Source organism: Pseudomonas sp. NFACC08-1, assembly GCF_900106735.1.
Lineage (GTDB): Bacteria > Pseudomonadota > Gammaproteobacteria > Pseudomonadales > Pseudomonadaceae > Aquipseudomonas > Aquipseudomonas fluorescens_Q.
On record NZ_FNNL01000002.1, the window covers coordinates 634,439 to 654,148 of the forward strand.

The window sequence follows — 19,710 nt, forward strand, 5'->3', positions numbered from 1 at the left end:
GCACGCGTCCGGTCGCTGTCTGAAAAGGTGAAACAGCATGGCGACGAACGTGCCGATCCTGCAGATCGACGATATTGAAGTGCTCTACGAACAGACCATCCTGGCGGTGCGCAGCGTGTCGCTGGAGGTGGGAAAAGGGCAGGTCGTGGTGCTGCTGGGCGCCAACGGCGCGGGTAAAAGCACCACGCTGAAGGCGGCCTCCAACCTGGTGCGCGCCGAACGCGGCGAGGTGGTGCGGGGGCGGATTGTCTACCAAGGGCGAGACGTGACCCGCAGCGCGCCTCATACCTTGGCGGCGAGCGGCCTGGTGCAAGTGCTGGAAGGTCGGCATTGCTTTGCCCAGTTGAGCGTGGAGGAAAACCTGCTGGCCGGTGCCCTGGCGCGCCAGGTGCCACGGCGCCAGTTGCTGGCTGACCTGGAATCGGTTTACGGCCATTTTCCCCGACTGAAACTGCGGCGCAAAAGCCTGGCCGGCTACACCTCGGGCGGCGAGCAACAGATGATCGCGATCGGTCGTGCGCTGATGGCCAGGCCGCAACTGGTCTTGCTGGACGAACCGTCGATGGGGTTGGCGCCGCAGATCGTCGAGGAAATCTTCGAGATCGTCCGCCAACTCAATCAGCGTGACGGCGTCAGTTTCCTGATTGCCGAACAGAACATCAACATCGCCCTGCGCTACGCCCACTACGGTTACGTGTTGGAAAGCGGTCGCGTGGTCAGTGAAGGCAGCGCCGAACAACTGGCGGCCCGCAGCGATCTCCAGGATTTCTACCTGGGCGCGCGAACAGCAGTGCTGTGAGCACCGCTGACATGACCCTGTGGCGAGGGGATTTATCCCCGTTGGGCGCGCAACGACCCCAAGCAGGTTGAACGCAGTCGGCCTGATACATCGGGGACAGGTCTTGGGGCCGCTGCGCAGCCCAGCGGGGATAAATCCCCTCGCCACAAAAAAGGGACGCACCTGGCTTTTGTGGCGAACTCAGGTTGAAAGGTTGATGACCTGGCCGTCCCGCGTACTGAGCGCGGGGCGGCGTTTGTTGACCACCAGTTCGCCAATCCTGATCAGCAACGTGCGGGTGACATTGCGGCTCAGGCCCAACAGGCTGGCGGTGTGGACCTGATTGCAATTGGCATATCGGTAGGCGGTGCGTAGCAGCTCGGCCTCGACCTTTTCATACACGTCGCCATGCTCTTGCTCGAGCAGTTTCTCGAAGGCTTTTTGCAAAAGCGCCTCTGCGCTTTGAGGGGCCGAGTCCGGCGGGTTGTCCCGGCGTTCGATACGGAGGTTCGACAGGTGCAGGTCCTGCACGCCGATCACATTGTTACGGCAAATCAACAGGGTGTGGTGGATGACATTTTCCAGCTCGCGGATATTCCCCGGCCAGGAATAGTCGAGCAATTTGCGCTGTGCCTGGGCATCCAGCGTTACCTCGCCGTGACCGAGCCTGCGGCTGTACTCGGCAATGAAGTGGCGGATCAGCGGCAGGATGTCACCGGGGCGTTCGCGCAGCGGCTTGAGCACCAGGCTGACCACGTTCAGGCGGTAATAGAGGTCTTCGCGAAAGTGTCCGGCATTGATGGCTTTTTCCAGCTGTACGTTGGTGGCCGCCAACACGCGCACATTGATCTTGATGCTCTTGCGCGACCCCAGTCGAACCACTTCGCGTTCCTGCAATACCCGCAGCAACTTGACCTGGATCGGCAGCGGTAAATCACCGATTTCATCGAGGAACAAGGTGCCGCCATCCGCTTCCTCGAACCAGCCGGCCTTGGCCGTCAACGCGCCGGTAAAGGCGCCTTTTTCATGGCCGAACAGCTCGGCCTCCACCAGGGTTTCGGAAAACGCCCCGCAGTTGACCGCCACGAACGGCTTGTGGCGACGGGCGCTGAGGTTGTGTACGTGGCGCGCCACCAGTTCCTTGCCGGTCCCGGTCTGGCCGATGATCAGCACGCTCGCGTCACTGGGCGCCACTTGTTGCAGGTGAGCCAGCAACGCGCGGGAGGTGGGGTCTTCGAAGACCTGGGCCGTGGCACGAATCGAGGTGGCCAGGCCGGGAGAGGGGGGAAGTGTTAGAAGCTGCATGACGGTGGCCCGTTAATGAGATTGCCGTGACTGAGGATGGGTAAATGCCAACATTCTTGAGGCAGTACCGCGAAGCCATTGGGCTTAAGGCTTAATCTAAATGATCTAAAAAATATAAAACAAATAACCTTTAGTTATTTGCTTAAGGCTTTCGTCCCAGAATTCAGTACAGCGCTAGGGTCATGTCGCCGTTAACGAGATAAATTGAAAGTGACCATAAAAAGTTTTATTGACTAAAAAATTACATCGGGTAATTATTTCCCTGCATCTGCTTTCACGCAGAGTCATTTTGCAGGGGCAACCCGATGAATCAGAACACCGTGCCTTCACTGGCCAGTCTTTACGTCGAGACTCACGAATCGCCATTTGACGCACGCCTGGCGCCTTCACTCATGCAAGGCTTTCCCGCCGAACCCCACCGCCGCGTCACCTGGCACAACTGGATGAGCCCACCGTTCAACCAGTGGGGCTTCCGCAACCTGGCGCGCTTGCGTCCTTCCATCGATGTGCGGGCCGGTAGCGGACCGGTCAGCGCGTTCAAACAGGCGCTCCAGCCGCTGGATGAGCTGCACTTCGACAGCGAGTGTGGCTTGAGCATCAGCGTGATCGACCACCTGATCGCCAGCCAGACCGATGGGTTCCTGGTCCTCAAGGGCGACACCGTGCTGTTCGAGCGCTACTTCAATGGCCAGTGCCCCCAGGACCGGCACATCATGTTTTCGGTGACCAAGTCGCTGATCGGTGCCCTGGGCGAGCAACTGGTCTGCGAAGGCCTGTTGGACCCGACGCTGACGGCCGCCCATTACGTACCGGAACTGACGGGCAGCGCGTTCGGCGATGCGACCGTGCGCCAGCTGTTCGACATGGCCGTGGCCGTCGATTACAGCGAGGTCTATGAGGACCCGGATTCCGAGAGTTCCCAATACGGCTACGCCTGCGGTTTCCAGCCGGCGCCAGCGCAGTACACGACGTTCGAATCCCTGTATCAGTACATGCCGTCATTGAGAAAGCGCGGCAGTCACGGCGGCTTTTTCCACTACGTGACGGCCACCACCGAGGCGTTGGCCTGGGTCATGGAGCGGGCATCAGGCAAGGCCTGCCATCAGTTGCTGCAAGACATCTGGAGCCAGTTGGGCTGTGAACGTGACGGCTACTTCCTGGCGGATCCCTGGGGCCGCAGCGTCGCCGGTGCCGGTTTCAGTGCGACCTTGCGTGACATGGCGCGCTTCGGTCGCCTGCTGGCCAACGATGGCCGCCAGGGTAGGACACAACTGCTCTCGGCCGAGGCGCTCGCCGGTATCGCCACCGGAGCCGACCCCGCGATCTACGCTGCATCCCCCGACTTTTCGAGCTGGACCCCAGGCGCGTCCTACCGCAGTCAATGGTATGTCTTCAACGACCACAGCCAGGCGCTCATGGCCGGTGGTATCCATGGCCAATACCTGTTCATCGACAAACCGTCCGGCGTGGTGATCGTCAAGCAGTCGTCCCTGGGCGAGGCCGTCAGCCCCTTCGACGGCGACAGCGTGCGCATGTTGCGCGCCATCGCGGCGCACCTGACGCCCTGACTGCATCCGATAAACACAACAATTTTGCGTTCCGCTCACCTGGCCCACCAGGTGTTGGCGCGGGTTTGCGCCGCCATTTACTGCCCTGTAACAACAATAATCACACAGGAGCTCCATATGGTTTCCATGATGCGTTTGTCCCGAACGTTCCTCGTGCTCGGGTTACCCTTGACCGCCCAGGTTGCCTGGGCGGGCTACACCTTCGAGGAGGGCAACCTCAAGGGCGAGGTCAACTTCAGTGCCGGTGGCGCAGTCCTTTCTACCCGCAACGTCAACTTTGGCGGCGGCGTGGTGGACATGCGCAGCGGCAAGAATCGCGGCACGAAAATCGACTGGCAGGAGTTCTACGTCAAGCCGGGCATCAAGTTGGAATATGCCGTGCAGCCGGATTTCGCCCTGTTGGCTGGCGGCTCCCTGGTGGGGGCGACCACCTTCGGTGATGGCGATGCCGGTGGCTTTACCCGCAGTTCCGACGGCAAGGTGTCGACCGAAGAGTTCTACGGTGGTTTCCGCGCCGGGGAGTGGACGGTCACGGGCGGTCGCCAGAACTACATGATCGGCAACGGTTTCATCGTGATGGATGGCAACCTCGACCAGTTGAACGACGGCGCCTACTGGCTCGCCCCACGCACCGCCTTCAAGGATTCGGCAGTGGTCGCCTGGGACCATGGCGCGTTGAAGGTCCAGGGCTTCAGCCTGGGGACCGACAGCGACCTGGGTGACTTTCGCATGAGCGGCGTGAACCTGGACTACAACCTCGACGACCAGGTGACGCTGGGCGCCACCGCGTTGAAGGTCAAGGCCATGGGGCCCAAGGGCAGCACGTTGCCGCGCCGTCGCGATGGCATGCTGGTGTACAACGTCAGGGTCTTGAACGCCCGGCTCCCGGCTATCCCGGACCTGACCCTCAATGCCGAATATGCCCTGGAGCGAGGCAGCGGCGAAGGCGTGGATTACGATGCCAAGGCCTGGTACGGCCAGGCGGATTACACCTTCAGCACGCTGCCGTTGACCCCGGTGATCGGCTACCGCTACGCGAGCTTTTCCGGCGACGACAACCTCACGGACAACCGACAGAAAGCCTGGGACCCGTTGAGCAAGGGCTTCGTCGATTGGAGCACCTGGCTGATCGGTGATGTCGTCGGCAACTACCTGCTATTCAACAGCAACGAAAACGTCCAGCAGTTCTCACTCAAGACCCACCTCAACGAAACCCTTACGCTCGGTGCGATCCACTACCAGTTCTGGCTGGACGAAAAAAACTACATGGGCACCGCCGTCAGCGACAAACGGTTTGCCGACGAAAGTGTAGTCTTCCTGGATTGGGCGCCTTCTAAGTCGTTGTCTACCTCGCTGTCCTATAACTGGGTCAAGCCCATGGCAGCGGCCAGACAAGTCTTCGGCGACGACCGGAAATTCAGCGCGCTGGAACTCTACTTCACCTACCGCTATTAAGTGCCGCGAGCCTTCGCGGCCGCGCTGGAGTGTTTGATAATGAATATGCTTTTGCGCAACACCTTGCTGGGCGCTGTCGTTTCGATGTTGGTCAGTGGCGCAAGCCTGGCCGAAGAGCGGACGGTGCGGATCTACAATTGGATCGAGTACCTGCCGCCTGAAATCCTCAAGAGTTTCGAGGAGGAAACCGGCATCCGTCCCATCTACGACGTTTTCGACAGCGTCGAGACCTTGGAGTCCAAACTCCTGACCGGCAACTCCGGATATGACGTGGTCTACCCGAGCAGTTCCAACGTCAGCCACCTGATTGCCGCCGGTGCCGTCCAACCCCTGGACCGCAGCCAATTACCGAACTGGCAGCATCTGGACCCCGAGTTCATGAAAACCCTGGAAGCCATCGGTGACGAAGGCAACCGTTACGCGGCGCCGTATCTCTGGGGCACGACCCTGATCGGCTATAACGTCGACAAGGTCCGGCAGGTGCTCGGGGCTGACGTGCAGATGAATACCTGGGACATCATCTTCAAGGAAGAGAATATGGCCAAGTTGGCCAGTTGCGGTGTCGGCTTCCTTGATGCGGCGAACGAGATCGTACCCATCGCCTTGCATTACAAAGGCCTGGATCCCAACAGCCAGAAGCGCGAAGACTACCCGCAGGCCCAGGCGGCGACGCACACGGTTCGCCCGTACATCACCTATTTCAACTCGTCACGCTATGGCATGGACCTGGCCAACGGTGAGATCTGCGTCGGGGTGGGCTGGTCTGGCGGCGTGGCCCTGGCCACGCGACTGGCCGATGCCGCCGGCAAGGGTGTCAAGGTGGCGATGGCCTTACCCAAGGAAGGTGCGCCGATGTGGGCGGACGTAATGATGGTGCCCACCAACGCCCCTCATACCGCAGAGGCCTACGCCTTCATCAACTACATCCTGCGCCCGGATGTGATTGCCCGGATCAGCAACAAGATTGGTTACCCCAACCCGAACAAGGACGCCACGGCATTGGTGGACGCCGAGATCCGTAGCAACCCGGCCATGTATATACCGGATGAAGCTCGCAAGACCCTGTTCATGCTAGAGCCCGTGCCGGCTGCCGTGGAGCGGATCCGCACGCGCACCTGGACCGCCATCAAGACCAATCGCTGATCAGGCTGGCCCGGCGTCGCGGCGCCGGGCGCTTATCGGTGGATGTGCTCAGGCGCGCATGCCCTGGAACAGCAGCTCAGTGATACGCCGGACCTGCGTTGAATGGGCTTCGATATCCGGTTGTTCCTGGTTGACCAACCTGAACAGCTGCAAGTGCGAATAGTCGTTCAACAGGAACGCGGCGAGGTCCACGTCCAGGTCGGCGCGTAATTTGCCGGCCTGTTGCAATTCCCTGATCAGCCCACTGATTTCGGCCCTGAGCGCATCGTTCATGGCGCGATAACCCTCGGGCAGCCCGTTGTCGCCGCCAAACAGAATCAGCGGCAGCAATTCACGCCACAAGCTCGGGTGCATGACTTCCAGCGCATAACCGGTCAACAGTCGCTCCAGATAACACAACGCTTCGACCGGGTCTTCGATGTCAGGCATTTGGCTACGGGTGTCGCTGAGCGCGCGCTGGTCGGCGTCGTGCAGGATCTCCAGGATGATTTCCTGCTTGTTGCCGAAGTACTTGAACACGGTGGGCGCCGATACGCCGGCCTGGCTGGCGATCTGTTCGATGGTGGTGTTCTGGAAACCCTGGCGCTCGAACAGTTCGACCGCTGCCTTGCTGATGGCTTGGCGGCGTTCGGCTTTTTGACGTTCACGCAGTCCGCTCACGGGAGGTCCTTGTTGGAGAGAAGAGAATAGAAGGCCGGTGCTTCCACAGGGGCTTGTGACTGACTTGCCTTCCGAACTCATGCAAAAATACTTAACTGAATAAAATGTTTAAAGCATTTATTTCAGCGTTTTCGGTGGAGTGCTGATCGGGAGCTTTTGTGGCGAGGGGATTTATCCCCGCTGGGCTGCCCAGCAGCCCTAAAAACGTTCGGCTCGGTGTCAAGTCAACGGTATTTTTGGGGGCTGCTATGCAGCCCAACGGGGATAAATCCCCTCGCCACAATGGGCAAAACGCCATGTCCCACTTGGCGAAATCAGGCACAGAGATGGCGCGTTCAGGTAACTAACTCGGGAGGGAAGGCAGGTAACGTGGCGCGACTTTTCACCGCAAGTGCGCACGTTCGCCCAGGGTGGTTCAACACAACCAAACGCTGCCGCTTCCAGGAGGGGCGGGAAACCAGCAACACCGACTGTCCCTGCGCGCGTCTCAATGTTCGATCACAAGAGAATAAAAAGAATGACCAGCCCCAGCTTCAAGGACTCGAACGGCCATCTGGCACAGGGCTTCAAGCCTCGTCACGTCACCATGCTGTCCATTGCCGGAATCATCGGTGCGGGTCTGTTCGTGGGATCGGGGCATGCCATTGCCGCCGCTGGCCCGGCCGTCATGCTGGCCTATCTGTTCTCCGGGCTGTTGGTGGTCCTGGTCATGCGCATGCTGGGCGAGATGGCGGTTGCCAATCCGGATACCGGCTCCTTCTCCACCTATGCCGACCAGGCCATCGGACGCTGGGCAGGCTTTACCATCGGTTGGCTCTACTGGTGGTTCTGGGTGCTGGTGATTCCCATCGAAGCGTTGGCCGCCGGTCATGTGCTGAACCAGTGGTTTCCCGCCATCGACGCGTGGTTGTTTGCCTCGGTCTCCATCGTTCTGCTGGCCGTGACGAATCTGTTCAGCGTGTCCAAATACGGCGAGTTCGAGTTCTGGTTCGCCATGGCCAAGGTCGTGGCGATCATCGGCTTCATCTCCCTGGGTTTCGCGGTGCTGATGGGGTGGATTCCCGAGCGTGAAGCCAGCGGCCTGAGTCGGTTGATGGAGGAGCATGGCGGGTTCGCCCCCAACGGCCTGTCGGCGGTGGTGGGCGCGTTCATTACCATCATGTTCAGCTTCATCGGTACGGAGGCGGTGACCATCGCCGCTGCCGAATCCGATAACCCTGCGCAGAACATTGCCAAGGCCACCCGTTCGGTGATCTGGCGCATCGGTGTGTTTTACCTGCTGTCGATCTTCGTGGTCATTTCCGTGGTCCCCTGGAACGATCCGCTCCTGGCTTCAGTGGGTTCCTACCAGCGGGCCCTGGAACTGATGAACATTCCCCACGCCAAATTCCTGGTGGATGTGGTGGTGCTGATCGCCGTGGCCAGTTGCATGAACTCCTCGATCTACATCGCCTCGCGGATGTTGTACTCCCTGGGGCGTCGCGGCGATGCGCCAAAGGCCTTGAAGGTGACGTCTTCGGCTGGTGTGCCACGGTCCGCGGTGATTGCCAGTACCGTACTGGGTGCGGGCGTCACCTTGTTCAGTTACTTCATGCCCGCCGGCCTGTTCCAGTTCCTGCTCGCCAGCTCCGGCGCCATCGCCTTGCTGGTGTATCTGGTGATCGCCATCTCGCAACTGCGCATGCGCCGGATGTTGCAACGGCAGAATATCGAGCTGCCTTTTCGCATGTGGCTGTTCCCCTGGCTGACATGGTTGGTCATCGTGTTCATCTCGGCGGCGCTGGCGGTCATGATGGTCACGCCCGAGCATCGCAGCGAGGTCAGTACCACCTTGGGCCTGGCATTGGTCATTTCCTTTATCGGGTTGGTGACGTCGCGGCATTCGCCCCAGCCTGAACGGGTCGTTTCCCTCGGCTAGCCAAGCTGTTTTTACCCGGTTGACGCCACGTTACTGGCGTCAACAAAACCTCATTTCGGGCCCATTCGGGAGGCAATAAGCTCCGCCTTGAAACGCGGCCCGTCCGCTTGTCACCCACTTGCAAGCACACCCCTGCAAACCGGCACTAACCCACGGCTGCGTTGTCAGTAATTGGCGCCTGTAGGGATGAGGATCGCCCCTGATAACAGCACGCCAGCTGGATTAGTTTTTTCTCGATCACGCTCGGGAAAAAAGGCCTTGCGATGGATTGCGTCCTGGACCGACCATTTCTCTTGCAGGCGATTTCCCATGGGGTTTCTACTCGATCCGCGTCATGACATTGATGCTGCCTTATTGAGCTACCGCCGGGTGTTCTGGGCGCTGGCATTGTTCAGTGGCGTGATCAATCTGTTGGTGCTGGTGCCGTCGCTCTACATGATGCAGGTCTACGACCGGGTCCTGACCAGCCGCAACGAAACCACCTTGTTCATGCTGACCTTGATGGCCCTGGGACTGTTCATGTTCAGCGCCCTCATCGAGTGGGTCCGTGGCGAGGTGATGATTCGCATGAGCGCGGGGCTGGATGAAGCCTTGGGCGAGCGGATTTTCGACGCCGCCTTCGCTCGCAGCCTGCGCGAGCACAACGCCAACCCGGCGCAGGTGCTCACCGACCTGGCAACGCTGCGCCAGTTGATTACCGGGCAGGGCCTGATCGCCTTGCTCGATGCACCCTGGCTGCCGATCTTCTTGCTGGTGGCGTTCATCTTTCACCCCTGGTTCGGTGTGCTGACATTGGTGTTGGCCTTGGTGCTGATCGGCTTGGCGCTGTGGGGAGAACTGGCGACGCGAACACGCCTGGGGGAGGCCAATCGACTGGGGGTGCAGTCGTCGATCTATGTGAACAGCACGCTGCACAATGCCGAAGTTATCCAGGCCCTGGGCATGCTCGGGCCGCTGCGTCAGCGCTGGAGCCTGTTGCAGCAACGGATCATTGCCGCCCAGGCCCATGCCAGCGACCGCAGTGCACGTATTACCTCGACGACTCGTTTCGTGCGGATCTCCGGGCAGTCCCTGGCGTTGGGGTTGGGCGCTTTGCTGGTGCTTGAAGGCCAACTGTCGGCGGGCATGATGATTGCAATGTCGCTGTTGCTGGGACGGGCCTTGGCACCCGTGGAAATCGCCATCGGCTCGTGGAAGCAATTCAATTCCGGACGCCAGAGCTACCAGCGCCTGAGCCAATTGCTGGCCCAGCACCCACGCGAGCGCCTGCGCATGCCGTTGCCACCGCCCAGCGGCGCGGTGCGCCTGGAACAGTTGTATGTCGGTCCGCCAGGTGCTTCGCAGCCGATCCTGCGCGGGATCAATTTCAGCCTCGCCAAAGGCGATGTGCTGGCGGTGGTCGGACCCAGCGCCAGTGGTAAATCGACACTGGCGCGGGCCTTGGTCGGGGTCTGGCCGGCCATGGGCGGGTCGGTGCGCCTGGACGATGCCGAGATCAGCCAGTGGTCCCACGATGCCTTGGGCCCGTACCTTGGATACCTGCCACAGGACATCGAGCTGTTCGATGGCACGGTCGCCGACAACATTGCCCGCTTCGGTGAGCAGGACGCCGACAAGATCATCGCCGCCGGGCGTCATGCCGGCATCCACGAAATGATCCTAAGGTTCCCCAAGGGCTACGACACGCCGTTGGGCCCGGGTGGGCTTGGCTTGTCCGGTGGGCAAAAGCAACGCCTGGGCCTGGCTCGCGCGCTCTATGGGCGGCCGTCGCTGATCGTGCTCGATGAGCCCAACTCCAACCTCGATGAAGCCGGAGAATTGGCGCTGGTGCAGGCCATCAGTGCGCTCAAGGCAGCCGGCAGCACCGTGGTGTTGATTACCCACCGTCCCAATGTACTGGCGGTGGTCGATCACATCCTGGTGCTCAAGGACGGTACTCAACAAGCGTTCGGCCCTCGGGACCGGGTGCTCAAGGCATTGATGCCGGGGCCGAGACCGGCCGCGGTCAGGGAGGCGGGCGGCGATGCGTGATCTGACTCCAGGGGCACACGCGTACAGCGAGCAGGGGCTGAGTGTGCGCAGCACCACGACGCTGCCCAGTGCCAGCACCGACGCCGGGAGCGCGGCGCGTTATGGCGTGGGATTCCTGGTCCTGACGCTGGGTGGTTTCCTGCTCTGGGCCTGCCTGGCGCCGCTCGACCAAGGGGTGGTAGGCAGTGGCACCGTGGTGGTGGCGGGGGAGCGCAAGGCCGTGCAGTCGCTGGTCGGCGGAGTCGTGGAAAAACTGCTGGTCAGCGACGGCGACCGCGTCACCCAGGGGCAATTGCTCGTGCAACTCAACACGGTGCAAGCGCAGTCGCAACTGGACGTGACCCTGGGCAAGCTGCTCAATGATCGCAGCATCGAGGCGCGCTTGATTGCCGAGCGCCTGGGCAGCGCCGAGATCCAATGGCCCGCGGAACTGCTGGCCCACGCCGACGAACCGCGAGTCAAGGCGGCCATGGCCTTGCAGAGCCAGTTGTTCATCACCCGCCGTGCGGAGCTGGGCAGCCGCTTGCAGATCATCGAGCACGAAGCCGCGGCCTTGCAGCAGCAATTGCTTGGCTACGAAGGCGTCAAGCGCAACTACGACGCGCAGATGCGTTTCCAGCAGCAGGAGCTTGAAGGCCTGCGCGATTTGGCCCGCGAAGGCTACGTTCCGCGCAACAAACTCTTCGAGGCCGAGCGCAACGCGGCCCAGTTGGCGGGACAGATCGCCTCCGGTGTGGGTGATGTCGGCAGGACCCGGCAGGCGATCAATGAAAGCCGACTCAAGGCCCTGCAGGCGCAGCAGGAGTTTCGCCGTGATGCCGAAACCCAGCTCAGCGAAGTCTCGGCCGAGGCCGCTGGTTATGCCGATCAGATTCGTGCCTTGCAGTTTGAAGTCGACAACGGTGCGATCCGTGCGCCGGTGGCCGGGCAAGTCATGGATGTGAGCATTCATACCGTCGGCGGCGTTGCGCAGGCCGGCCAGACGCTGATGCAGGTGGTGCCGCTGGATGCACCGATGGCGATCACCGCGCGTTTCGAGCCGCTGATGGCCAACAAACTGCGCCCGGGCCTGCCGGTGCATGTGCATTTCACCGCGCTGCAACGGGTGGATACGCCGACGGTCACCGGCACGGTGACGACGGTGTCGGCGGACCAGTTGATCGATGAGCAGACACACCAACCGTACTTTTCCGCCAAGGTCGAGATTCCCGCCGACACCGTGGTTGAGTTGCAGCGCGCCGGTCTGCTGGTGCGCCCGGGCATGCTCGCCGACGTCACGGTGGTGACGGGCGAGCGCACCTTGATGAATTACCTGATGAAGCCTTTGCGTGAACGCTTGCTTGCAGCCTTCAAGGAGGAATGAGCATGGTCGACCGTCGCCGCTACCGTTGCCGTGTGTTGCTGGGCCTGTATACCGGTTGGGCGTTGATCGATCCGCTGTGGGCTGCCGAGGGAGGCCTGAGCCTCACCGCCGCCTACGATGCCTCGCGCCTCAACGATCCGACCGTGCAATCGGCGGCTCACGCTTTTGAAGCTTCGCGGCATGAAGAGGACATCGGGCGTGGCGGCCTTTACCCGCAAGTGTCGCTGACCTCGCGCTACGGCTACGGCGGGCGGACCGACGGCGGTGACGACAGCACTTACGTCAACAGCAACGATTACCAGGCCAACAACGTCACCCTGGCGGCGCAACAGCCGCTCTACGACAAGGCCCGCTGGGCTGCGTACCAGGAAGGCAAGGCGCGGGGGCAACTGGGTATCCAGGTGTTCGACGTGGCCGATCAGACCTTGTATGACCGGGTGGCAAAGGGGTATTTCGACGTTGCCCGGGCCGAGAACGAGATCAAGCTGATCCAGCAGCAAAAGGCGGCCATCCAAGGCTTGGTCATCCAGAGCAAAAAACTGTACGAGGGCGGCCAAGGCGCGATCACCGATATCGACGAAGCCCAGGCGCGGCTCGACCTGGTGCATGCCCAGGAGGCTGAAGCCCTGGCGCGTCGCGTGGCGGCGTTGCGGGCCTTGTCCGGGCGTGCCAGCGTGCCCATCGATGACATCCTGCCGATGCGCGAAGAACTGGCCGCCGGCAGTCCGATCCCGCCTGAGCAGGACTTACCGTACTGGACGGCGATTGCCCGTGAAGCCAGCCCCGAACTGGCCGCTCGGCTGGCCGCGGTGAAAGTGGCCGAGGCCCAGGCCGACAGCCAGCGTGCCGGGCATTATCCAACCTTGTCGCTGACCACTCAGTTGACCCGGCGGGAAACCCGTCAATACCAGGAACTCGACCCGCGCCAGGACACCTACTACGTGGGGGTGCAGTTGGATATTCCGTTGTATCGCGGCGGGGCGGTACGGGCGTCGGTGGCCAAGGCCGAAGCGCAACTGGCCGGCGCCCAGTCCGACTACGACGTGCAACGCCAACAACTGGCCGAGGATATCGAGGCCGATTACCTGGGCGTCGTAGCCGGGTTTGCCAAGAGTAAGGCGATGCAACGGGCGGTGGAGTCCAATCAGCGAGCACTGACCTCGACGGAAAAAGGCTTCCAGGGCGGCGTGCGCTCCACGGTGGATATTCTTGACGCGCAGCAGCGACTGTTCCAGGCACGTCGGGACCTGCTCAATACCAAGCTCGACATGCTGCAAAGCTATGTAAGCCTGCACACCCACACCGGCCAGATGAACCGCGCGGTGCTGGAGCAGGTGCAAAGCTTGTTCTAGACAAGCCAGGGTTCAAGTTCGCAACTTATCCCTGTGGCGAGGGAGCTTGCTCCCGCTGGGCTGCGAAGCGGCCCCAAACCCAGACAATGAGTGGTATCAGGCAGACCGAGTCCACCGGTTCACGACTGCTGCGCAGCCGAGCGGGAGCAAGCTCCCTCGCCACAAAAGCCGCCCATGAACTTCAACTTTTCTGGCACAACACGCCGTCCTGGGGGGAGCTTGCTCGCGATAGCGGTGGGTCAGTCAGCATCCATGCTGAATGTGCCGCAGCTATTGCGGACAAGCCTGCTCAGGGGCAATCAGGCGGTGAAGTCGCTGGCGTGCAGCTCCTTGACGCCCACCAGTTCGAATTCGAACTCGGGGGTGGCGTCGGCGTTGGTGCTGCCGAAGAGGATGCCATCGACGAAGCGCAGCTGGCCGGTGGCGTTGGTGGCGTCGAAGGCGTTGCTGCCGATGAACGTGAAGGCATCGACCGTGGCGGTCAGCGGGTTGGCGTCCAGGCCGGTGAGGTCCAACTTGTCGAACTCCGTACTCTTGAAACCGCTGATCACGTCGCGCAAGGCCCCGACGCCCATGTCCGACAGCGCACCAAATGCGTAGGTGTCCGCACCAGTGCCACCGGTGAGGTTGTCGGTGCCTGCGCCGCCGATCAACCGGTCATCGCCCGAACCACCCACCAGCGTATCGTTGCCGGCCCCTCCATCGAGGACGTTTGCCGCGCTGTTCCCCGACAGTGTGTCGGCGTAGGCGCTTCCTTTCAGGTTCTCGATGAACTTCAAGGTGTCGAGCCCGGACCCCACGGTGTTCTGTTGCGCCGACGTCGAGAGGTTGACGGTCACGCCAGACAGGGCGCGCTCGAAGCTGGCCGTGTCAATGCCATCGCGTCCATCCAGCACATTGTTGCCGGTGCCGGCGAACAGCGTATTGTCCAGCGCGTTGCCGGTGCCATTGGCGGCGCCGGTGCTATCGACATACAGGTTCTCGACGTTGTTGCCCAAGGTATAGGCCGCGAGGCTGCTGTGCACGCTGTCGATCCCGCCAGTCACGGTATTGCTGTTGGTCTCGATCACGCTGTCGTCGGCATTGTCGACAACGTAACTGTCGTTGCCGTCACCACCGCTCATGCTGTCGTTCCCTGCGGCGCCGTCGAGCACGTTGTTGGCGGCATTGCCGGTGATGAAGTTGCGCCGTTCATTGCCGGTGCCGTCGATGTCCGATACACCGGTGAGCACCAGGTTCTCGAGATTGGCCCCCAGCGTCCAACTGACCGAGGCCTGCACCGTATCGATCTGCGCCGTCGAGGTGTTGGTTTCCACCACACTGTCTAACGCGTTGTCGACCACGTAGATGTCGTTGCCATCGCCGCCGGTCATGGTGTCGGCGCCCAGGTCGCCATCGATCGTATCGTTGCCCGAACTGCCCACCAGGGTGTCGTCCTGGTCGGTGCCGGAGATCATCCCGCCCTGGTTCTGGGCGTTGTCGAAAATGTCCTGCACGCTGTTGTTGTCGTTGGGGTTGCCCTGGAAGCCCAGGTCATCGGCAATGTAGTCCGCCAGGCGTTGACCGACGATTTCCGCTGACTCCTCGTGCAGGTGCCAGACGTCATCGGGATACACCAGCGGGTCGACTTCGTAGCGCAAGGGCAGGTCGGTGTAGTCCACCGCCAGCTTGACGTCGGCGCGCTCGGCGGCCATGGCCTCCTGGGCGGCGCGGACATAACCGACGCCCTCGACGATGGACGCGATTTTTTCTTCCGAATAACCCCGGGCCCGGGCCGCATCCTCTTCGTAGTGACCGGTTTCCATCAGATAGACGCTGAAGTTGCCAAATTGGGCATGCAAATAGTCGAACACCTTCAGGGTCGCGGCCTTATAGGCCGCTGCTGCCGCGGCCTTGTCCGTGGCGCGGGCGATTTCCTGGGCGGCTTCCTCGCCCTGGCCCCAGATGATGCCCATGGTGACGTTGTCGATCGACTGCAGTTCGGTGCGCTGGTCGCGCAGCAACGTCACCGCCCGCAACAGTGCCGGCCCGGGTTGGTTGGTGTCTGTCAGCCACCAGCACAGTTGGAGTTCCTCGGGGCTGAGAGTGGACAGGCCGTTGACCGTGCTGCCGCCGACCGCGATGTCGATACCGTTGCCATCGGCATCGGTGAACTGGCTGCGCACGTCGTAGGTGGTGTAGCGGTTCAAGTCATTGACCAGCATCGAGGTGCCGGATTGGTCATCGTCCTCGGTCATGCGCAGCAGGCGCGCATTGGATTGGCCGAGGGTGGGCAGGTAGAGAATGTCCTGCTGGGCGCGCTCGCCGAAGACGAAGTCGTTGGCGGTGAGGGTGTTGAGGTAGTTGCCGTTGAGGGCGATCTCGAAGCGATTGCCATCGGCGTCGGCTTCGGCGGACTTGATGTAGGTTTTGTCGCCCGCCGTGTTCAGGGTCATGTACAGCGTGCCGTTGCTGCCATCGCCGAGGCCGAGAAAGCCCAGCCCTGAAACGTCGATTTTGTCGACGCCAACGGTAAAGTCATAAATCGTGTCGGTGGCTGTGACACCCCCGGTGTCGTAGTCGCGGTAGCTATCGGACAGGTTGCTGTAGCGGAACGTGTCGGCGCCATCGCCACCGTACAACGAGTCGCGTCCGGCACCGCCGTCGACGATGTCGGCGCCGGTGCCGGCCTTGATCGTATCGTTGCCGCCGAGGCCGAGGATCAGGTCCGCACCCGTCGTGCCGTTGAGGGTTTCGGCGTTGTTGGTGCCGGTAATGGTGTTGGCGGGCGCATCGGCCACCACCAGGCTGAAGTTGTCGCTGACCGAGGCGCCCGAGGGGTCGGTGGCCTTGACCAGTATGTCGTAGTTGCCTGCAGCGGTGCTGGTTGGCGTGCCGCTGAAGGTCAGGCTGGTGGCGTTGAAGCTCAGCCAGGTGGGTAGGGCAGTGCCATTGGCGAGGGTCGCGGTATAGGTCAGCACATCCTGGTTGGCGTCGGTGAAGCTGTTGCTCGCCACCGTGTATTTGAAAGGCGTGCTTTCACTGGCGTTCTGGTCCAGGAGTGGGGTGGCCACGACCGGGGCCACGTTGGTGGGGTTGGTCTGGTCGGCGAAGACGAAGTGACTGGCCGTCAGGCTGCTGACGAAGTTGCCCGCCATCGAGATCTCGAACCGGTTGCCGTTGGCGTCGACCGTGAGGTCCTTGAGGTAGGTGCGGTTGGTCGACGAGCTGTAAGTGACCTGTAGGGTGCCGTTGAGCCCGTTGCCCAGGCCGATATAGCCAAGCGCCGAGACATCGATCTTGTCCGCCGTCAGCTCGAAGTCGAGGATCTGGTCACTGGCGCTGGTGGAACTGGTGCGGTAGCTATCGAGTTTCGAGGTGTAGCGGAACACATCGGCGCCGGTGCCACCGGTGAGTTTGTCGACCCCGGTGCCGCCGACCAGGATGTCGTTGCCGGCGCCGCCATTGAGGGTGTCGTTGCCCGCGCCACCGAACAGTTGTTCATTGGCCGCGGTGCCGGTCAGCGTGTCGTTGTTCGGCGTGCCATTGATCACAATGGTGGTGGGAACGTCCTGCACGGCGAGGGTAAAGCTGTCGCTGACGGTGGCGTTGCTGCCGTCGCTCGCGGTGACCTGGATGGCGTAGGTGCCCGACGCGGTGTCGGGTGGCGTGCCACTGAAGGTGCGGGTGGCGGCATCGAAGACCAGCCAGCTGGGCAGGGCGTTGCCATTGGCGAGTTTGGCGGTGTAGCTCAGGCTGTCGTTGTCCGGATCGGTGAAACTGGTGGCCGGCACCACGTAACTGAACGGGGTATTTTCGGTCGCGTTCTGGTCCAACAGCGGCGTCGCCAGTACCGGCGCCTGGTTGGTCGGCGAGGTGGTGGCGAAGACGAAGTTGGCGCTGGTCAAGGTGTTGAGGTAATTGCCATCCAACGCCACTTCGAAGCGGTTGCCATTGGCGTCGGCCTCCAGGGACTTGATGTAGGTCTTGGTGCCGGCACTGTTGAGCACCAGGTACACGGTGTTGTTCTTGCCGTCCCCCAGGCCAGTGAAACCCATGGCCGAGAGGTCGATCTTGTCGGCGCTGACGTTGAAGTCGGTAATCAGGTCGCCGAGGTTGGCGCCACCGGTGTTGTAGTTGCGGTAGCTGTCCAGGCGGTTGGAGAACACGAAGGTGTCCGCCCCGGCGCCACCGGTGAGGGTGTCCATGCCAGCACCGCCGTCGAGCTTGTCGTCGCCCGCACCACCGCTGAGGCTGTCATTGCCTGCCAGGCCGAGCAGGGTATCGGCCGCATCGCTACCCAACAGCGAGTCGCTGCCGCTGGTGCCGGTGATCACCCGGTTGAAGATGAAGTTACTGGCCGTCAGGGTGCTGCTCAGGTTGCCCGAGAGAATCAACTCGAAGCGATTGCCGCTGGCATCGGCGTCGTAGTCCTTGATGTAGGTGCGGTCGCTGCTGGCGCTGTAGCTGACCTGCAGGGTGCCGCCACGGCCATTGCCCAGGCCGGTGAAACCGAGGCCGGCAAGGTCGATCTTGTCCTGGGTGACGTCGAAGTCGGTGATGGTGTCATCGAAACTGGAGGTGGCGTTGCGGTAACTGTCCGACTGGGCGACGAACCGGAACGTATCGGCGCCGGTGCCGCCGGTGAGTTTGTCGATGCCGGCGCCACCGACCAGGATGTCGCCACCGGCCGCGCCATTGATCGTATCGTTGCCCGCGCCGCCATAGAAAATCTCGCTGGCGGCGCTGCCGAGCAGTGTGTCGTTGCCCGCGGTACCTTGCACGGTGGTCATCGGCACCGTGGCGCTGACGTAGCTGCCGTCGCCATAGACCAGCGTGGCGCCCTTGCTGGTGTGGCTGATGGTGTTGGCGATGATGGCGTTGCGGTCGGTGCCGTCTTCATTGCGCTCTGCAACACCGTAGGTCGACAGGTCGCTGCCGCTGATGATGTTGCCCTGGATGAGGTTATCACTGCCGTTGAAGTACTTGCCGGACACGCCCAGGGTGTCGTCGTAGGACTGGATGATGATTTCCGGTACGGCGCCGCCCAGGGAATTGTTGTTGAGGGTGTTGTCGATGATTTCGACGTGGTTGCTGCCGTAGATGCGAATCCCGGCGCTGCTGTTATCGTGGATGTCGACGCCGGTGACGGTCACTTCGCTGGAGAGCTTGATCAGCACCCCTTCGGCGCCATTGCCATACACCTCGCCGCCGGTGATGGTGATGTTGTTGGGCGAGGGGATGTCCTCGCTGCCGCGCTGGATCACGATGCCATTGCCGCCGTTGTCGTAGGCGACGTTATTGGTCATGGTGAAATCGTGGGTGCTGGTGACGACGTTGAAACCGTGGCGGTCGTTGTCGTAGGCGACGTTGTTTTCGAAGGTGCTGTCGCTGAGGAAGTCGGCGACGAAGCCGTCCAGGCCGTTGCCGTGGGACACGCTGTTCTTGATGACCATGTTGACGGTTTGCTCGTGGGGGTCGAAACCGTACCCGGAGCAATCCTTGATCTCGACGCTGTCGAGGGTGACGTTGGAGTCGTAGCCTTCTTCGCCTGGAATGTAGCCGTTGAACCAGCCGTCGACCTTGCCGGTGGTGCTGTCGCGGTTGCCGTCGATGGTGAGGTTGCTGACGCCGAAGTCGTGGGTTTCCTCGCCGTAGGCCGAGCGGATGATACCGGTGATCTTGGTGTCGGAGCCGTCGACCAGCTTGACCGTGGTCTCGCCCATGCCGTCGCCGTACAGGTAGACGTTGCTCTTGAGCATCAGGCAGCCATCGGAAGGTTCCTCACCCCCCGAAACGATGTAGGTACCGGTCGGCATGTACACCTGCCCACCGCCGGCCGCTGCCGCCGCATCAATCGCACTTTGGATGGCTGCCGTGTCGTCGGTGATGCCATCTCCTTTGGCGCCAAAATTTTGTACGTTGAAAATCATGAGCTTATCTCCGTATCAGGCTTAAACCTAGGTAGACGTCAACATTCCATCGACGACCTTCGTGTTATGACCCAGCGGAGCGCAAAAGTTGTGACCGCATATCGGGGAAAGTGTCAAAAAGCCGGACTAACTGATCAGCGGTTGTGTCGTGAAGGGCAGGAGTAACGTTTCGTTGACGCTTTCTGAAGCCCGACGCCGCCTACTGTGGGGCCGTCGGTGTGGCGG

Annotated in this window: 11 protein-coding genes; 8 read left to right on the plus strand and 3 right to left on the minus strand. The window is 61.7% G+C overall.

Features of this window, described 5'->3' with window-relative positions; genetic code table 11:
* Positions 1 to 37: 37 nt before the first annotated feature.
* A complete protein-coding gene (locus BLU76_RS06440; protein WP_092222053.1) occupies positions 38 to 799 on the plus strand; it encodes an ABC transporter ATP-binding protein in 762 nt (253 codons plus the stop codon).
* 180 nt (positions 800 to 979) lie between these two features.
* Here the strand turns inward: BLU76_RS06440 and BLU76_RS06445 are convergent, their stop codons facing one another.
* Complete coding sequence (locus BLU76_RS06445; protein WP_092222055.1) at positions 980 to 2,083, minus strand: sigma-54 interaction domain-containing protein; 1,104 nt, start codon at positions 2,081 to 2,083, stop codon at positions 980 to 982.
* Positions 2,084 to 2,388: 305 nt separating this feature from the next.
* On the opposite strand from BLU76_RS06445, the gene BLU76_RS06450 reads away from it, so the two are divergent.
* The 3 genes from BLU76_RS06450 to BLU76_RS06460 all read left to right on the plus strand — a co-directional run bounded on the left by BLU76_RS06450 (position 2,389) and on the right by BLU76_RS06460 (position 6,249).
* Positions 2,389 to 3,651, plus strand: a complete 1,263-nt coding sequence (locus BLU76_RS06450; protein ID WP_092222057.1) for a serine hydrolase domain-containing protein — start codon at positions 2,389 to 2,391, stop codon at positions 3,649 to 3,651.
* 117 nt (positions 3,652 to 3,768) lie between these two features.
* The gene (locus tag BLU76_RS06455) at positions 3,769 to 5,106 is read left to right on the plus strand and encodes an alginate export family protein (protein WP_092222060.1); all 1,338 of its coding nucleotides are present in this window, start codon (positions 3,769 to 3,771) and stop codon (positions 5,104 to 5,106) included.
* 39 nt (positions 5,107 to 5,145) lie between these two features.
* On the plus strand, positions 5,146 to 6,249 hold the full coding sequence (locus BLU76_RS06460) for a polyamine ABC transporter substrate-binding protein (RefSeq protein ID WP_092222062.1): 1,104 nt from the start codon (positions 5,146 to 5,148) through the stop codon (positions 6,247 to 6,249).
* A gap of 48 nt (positions 6,250 to 6,297) precedes the next feature.
* Here the strand turns inward: BLU76_RS06460 and BLU76_RS06465 are convergent, their stop codons facing one another.
* Positions 6,298 to 6,909: a TetR/AcrR family transcriptional regulator gene (locus BLU76_RS06465; protein ID WP_063321473.1), complete on the minus strand. Its 612-nt coding sequence runs from the start codon at positions 6,907 to 6,909 to the stop codon at positions 6,298 to 6,300.
* A 517-nt stretch (positions 6,910 to 7,426) separates the two neighbouring features.
* On the opposite strand from BLU76_RS06465, the gene gabP reads away from it, so the two are divergent.
* The 4 genes from gabP to BLU76_RS06485 all read left to right on the plus strand — a co-directional run bounded on the left by gabP (position 7,427) and on the right by BLU76_RS06485 (position 13,573).
* The gene (gene gabP, locus BLU76_RS06470; protein WP_092141478.1) at positions 7,427 to 8,827 is read left to right on the plus strand and encodes a GABA permease; all 1,401 of its coding nucleotides are present in this window, start codon (positions 7,427 to 7,429) and stop codon (positions 8,825 to 8,827) included.
* 309 nt (positions 8,828 to 9,136) lie between these two features.
* On the plus strand, positions 9,137 to 10,858 hold the full coding sequence (locus BLU76_RS06475; RefSeq protein ID WP_092141475.1) for a type I secretion system permease/ATPase: 1,722 nt from the start codon (positions 9,137 to 9,139) through the stop codon (positions 10,856 to 10,858).
* Entirely contained in the window at positions 10,851 to 12,221 is a 1,371-nt protein-coding gene (locus BLU76_RS06480) for an HlyD family type I secretion periplasmic adaptor subunit (RefSeq protein WP_092222064.1), read from the plus strand. The genes BLU76_RS06475 and BLU76_RS06480 overlap by 8 nt, the downstream gene beginning before the upstream one ends.
* Before the next feature lie 2 nt (positions 12,222 to 12,223).
* The gene (locus BLU76_RS06485; RefSeq protein ID WP_092222066.1) at positions 12,224 to 13,573 is read left to right on the plus strand and encodes a TolC family outer membrane protein; all 1,350 of its coding nucleotides are present in this window, start codon (positions 12,224 to 12,226) and stop codon (positions 13,571 to 13,573) included.
* A gap of 299 nt (positions 13,574 to 13,872) precedes the next feature.
* Here the strand turns inward: BLU76_RS06485 and BLU76_RS06490 are convergent, their stop codons facing one another.
* Positions 13,873 to 19,485: a putative Ig domain-containing protein gene (locus tag BLU76_RS06490; RefSeq protein ID WP_092222068.1), complete on the minus strand. Its 5,613-nt coding sequence runs from the start codon at positions 19,483 to 19,485 to the stop codon at positions 13,873 to 13,875.
* Positions 19,486 to 19,710: the final 225 nt, after the last annotated feature.

What these genes read in the sequence shown, in the direction of transcription:
- BLU76_RS06440 (WP_092222053.1), top strand. Translation starts at nt 38, where the DNA reads ATGGCGACGAACGTGCCGATCCTGCAGATCGACGATATTGAAGTGCTC.
- BLU76_RS06445 (WP_092222055.1), bottom strand. Translation starts at nt 2,083, where the DNA reads ATGCAGCTTCTAACACTTCCCCCCTCTCCCGGCCTGGCCACCTCGATT.
- BLU76_RS06450 (WP_092222057.1), top strand. Translation starts at nt 2,389, where the DNA reads ATGAATCAGAACACCGTGCCTTCACTGGCCAGTCTTTACGTCGAGACT.
- BLU76_RS06455 (WP_092222060.1), top strand. Translation starts at nt 3,769, where the DNA reads ATGGTTTCCATGATGCGTTTGTCCCGAACGTTCCTCGTGCTCGGGTTA.
- BLU76_RS06460 (WP_092222062.1), top strand. Translation starts at nt 5,146, where the DNA reads ATGAATATGCTTTTGCGCAACACCTTGCTGGGCGCTGTCGTTTCGATG.
- gabP (WP_092141478.1), top strand. Translation starts at nt 7,427, where the DNA reads ATGACCAGCCCCAGCTTCAAGGACTCGAACGGCCATCTGGCACAGGGC.
- BLU76_RS06475 (WP_092141475.1), top strand. Translation starts at nt 9,137, where the DNA reads ATGGGGTTTCTACTCGATCCGCGTCATGACATTGATGCTGCCTTATTG.
- BLU76_RS06480 (WP_092222064.1), top strand. Translation starts at nt 10,851, where the DNA reads ATGCGTGATCTGACTCCAGGGGCACACGCGTACAGCGAGCAGGGGCTG.
- BLU76_RS06485 (WP_092222066.1), top strand. Translation starts at nt 12,224, where the DNA reads ATGGTCGACCGTCGCCGCTACCGTTGCCGTGTGTTGCTGGGCCTGTAT.
- BLU76_RS06490 (WP_092222068.1), bottom strand. Translation starts at nt 19,485, where the DNA reads ATGATTTTCAACGTACAAAATTTTGGCGCCAAAGGAGATGGCATCACC.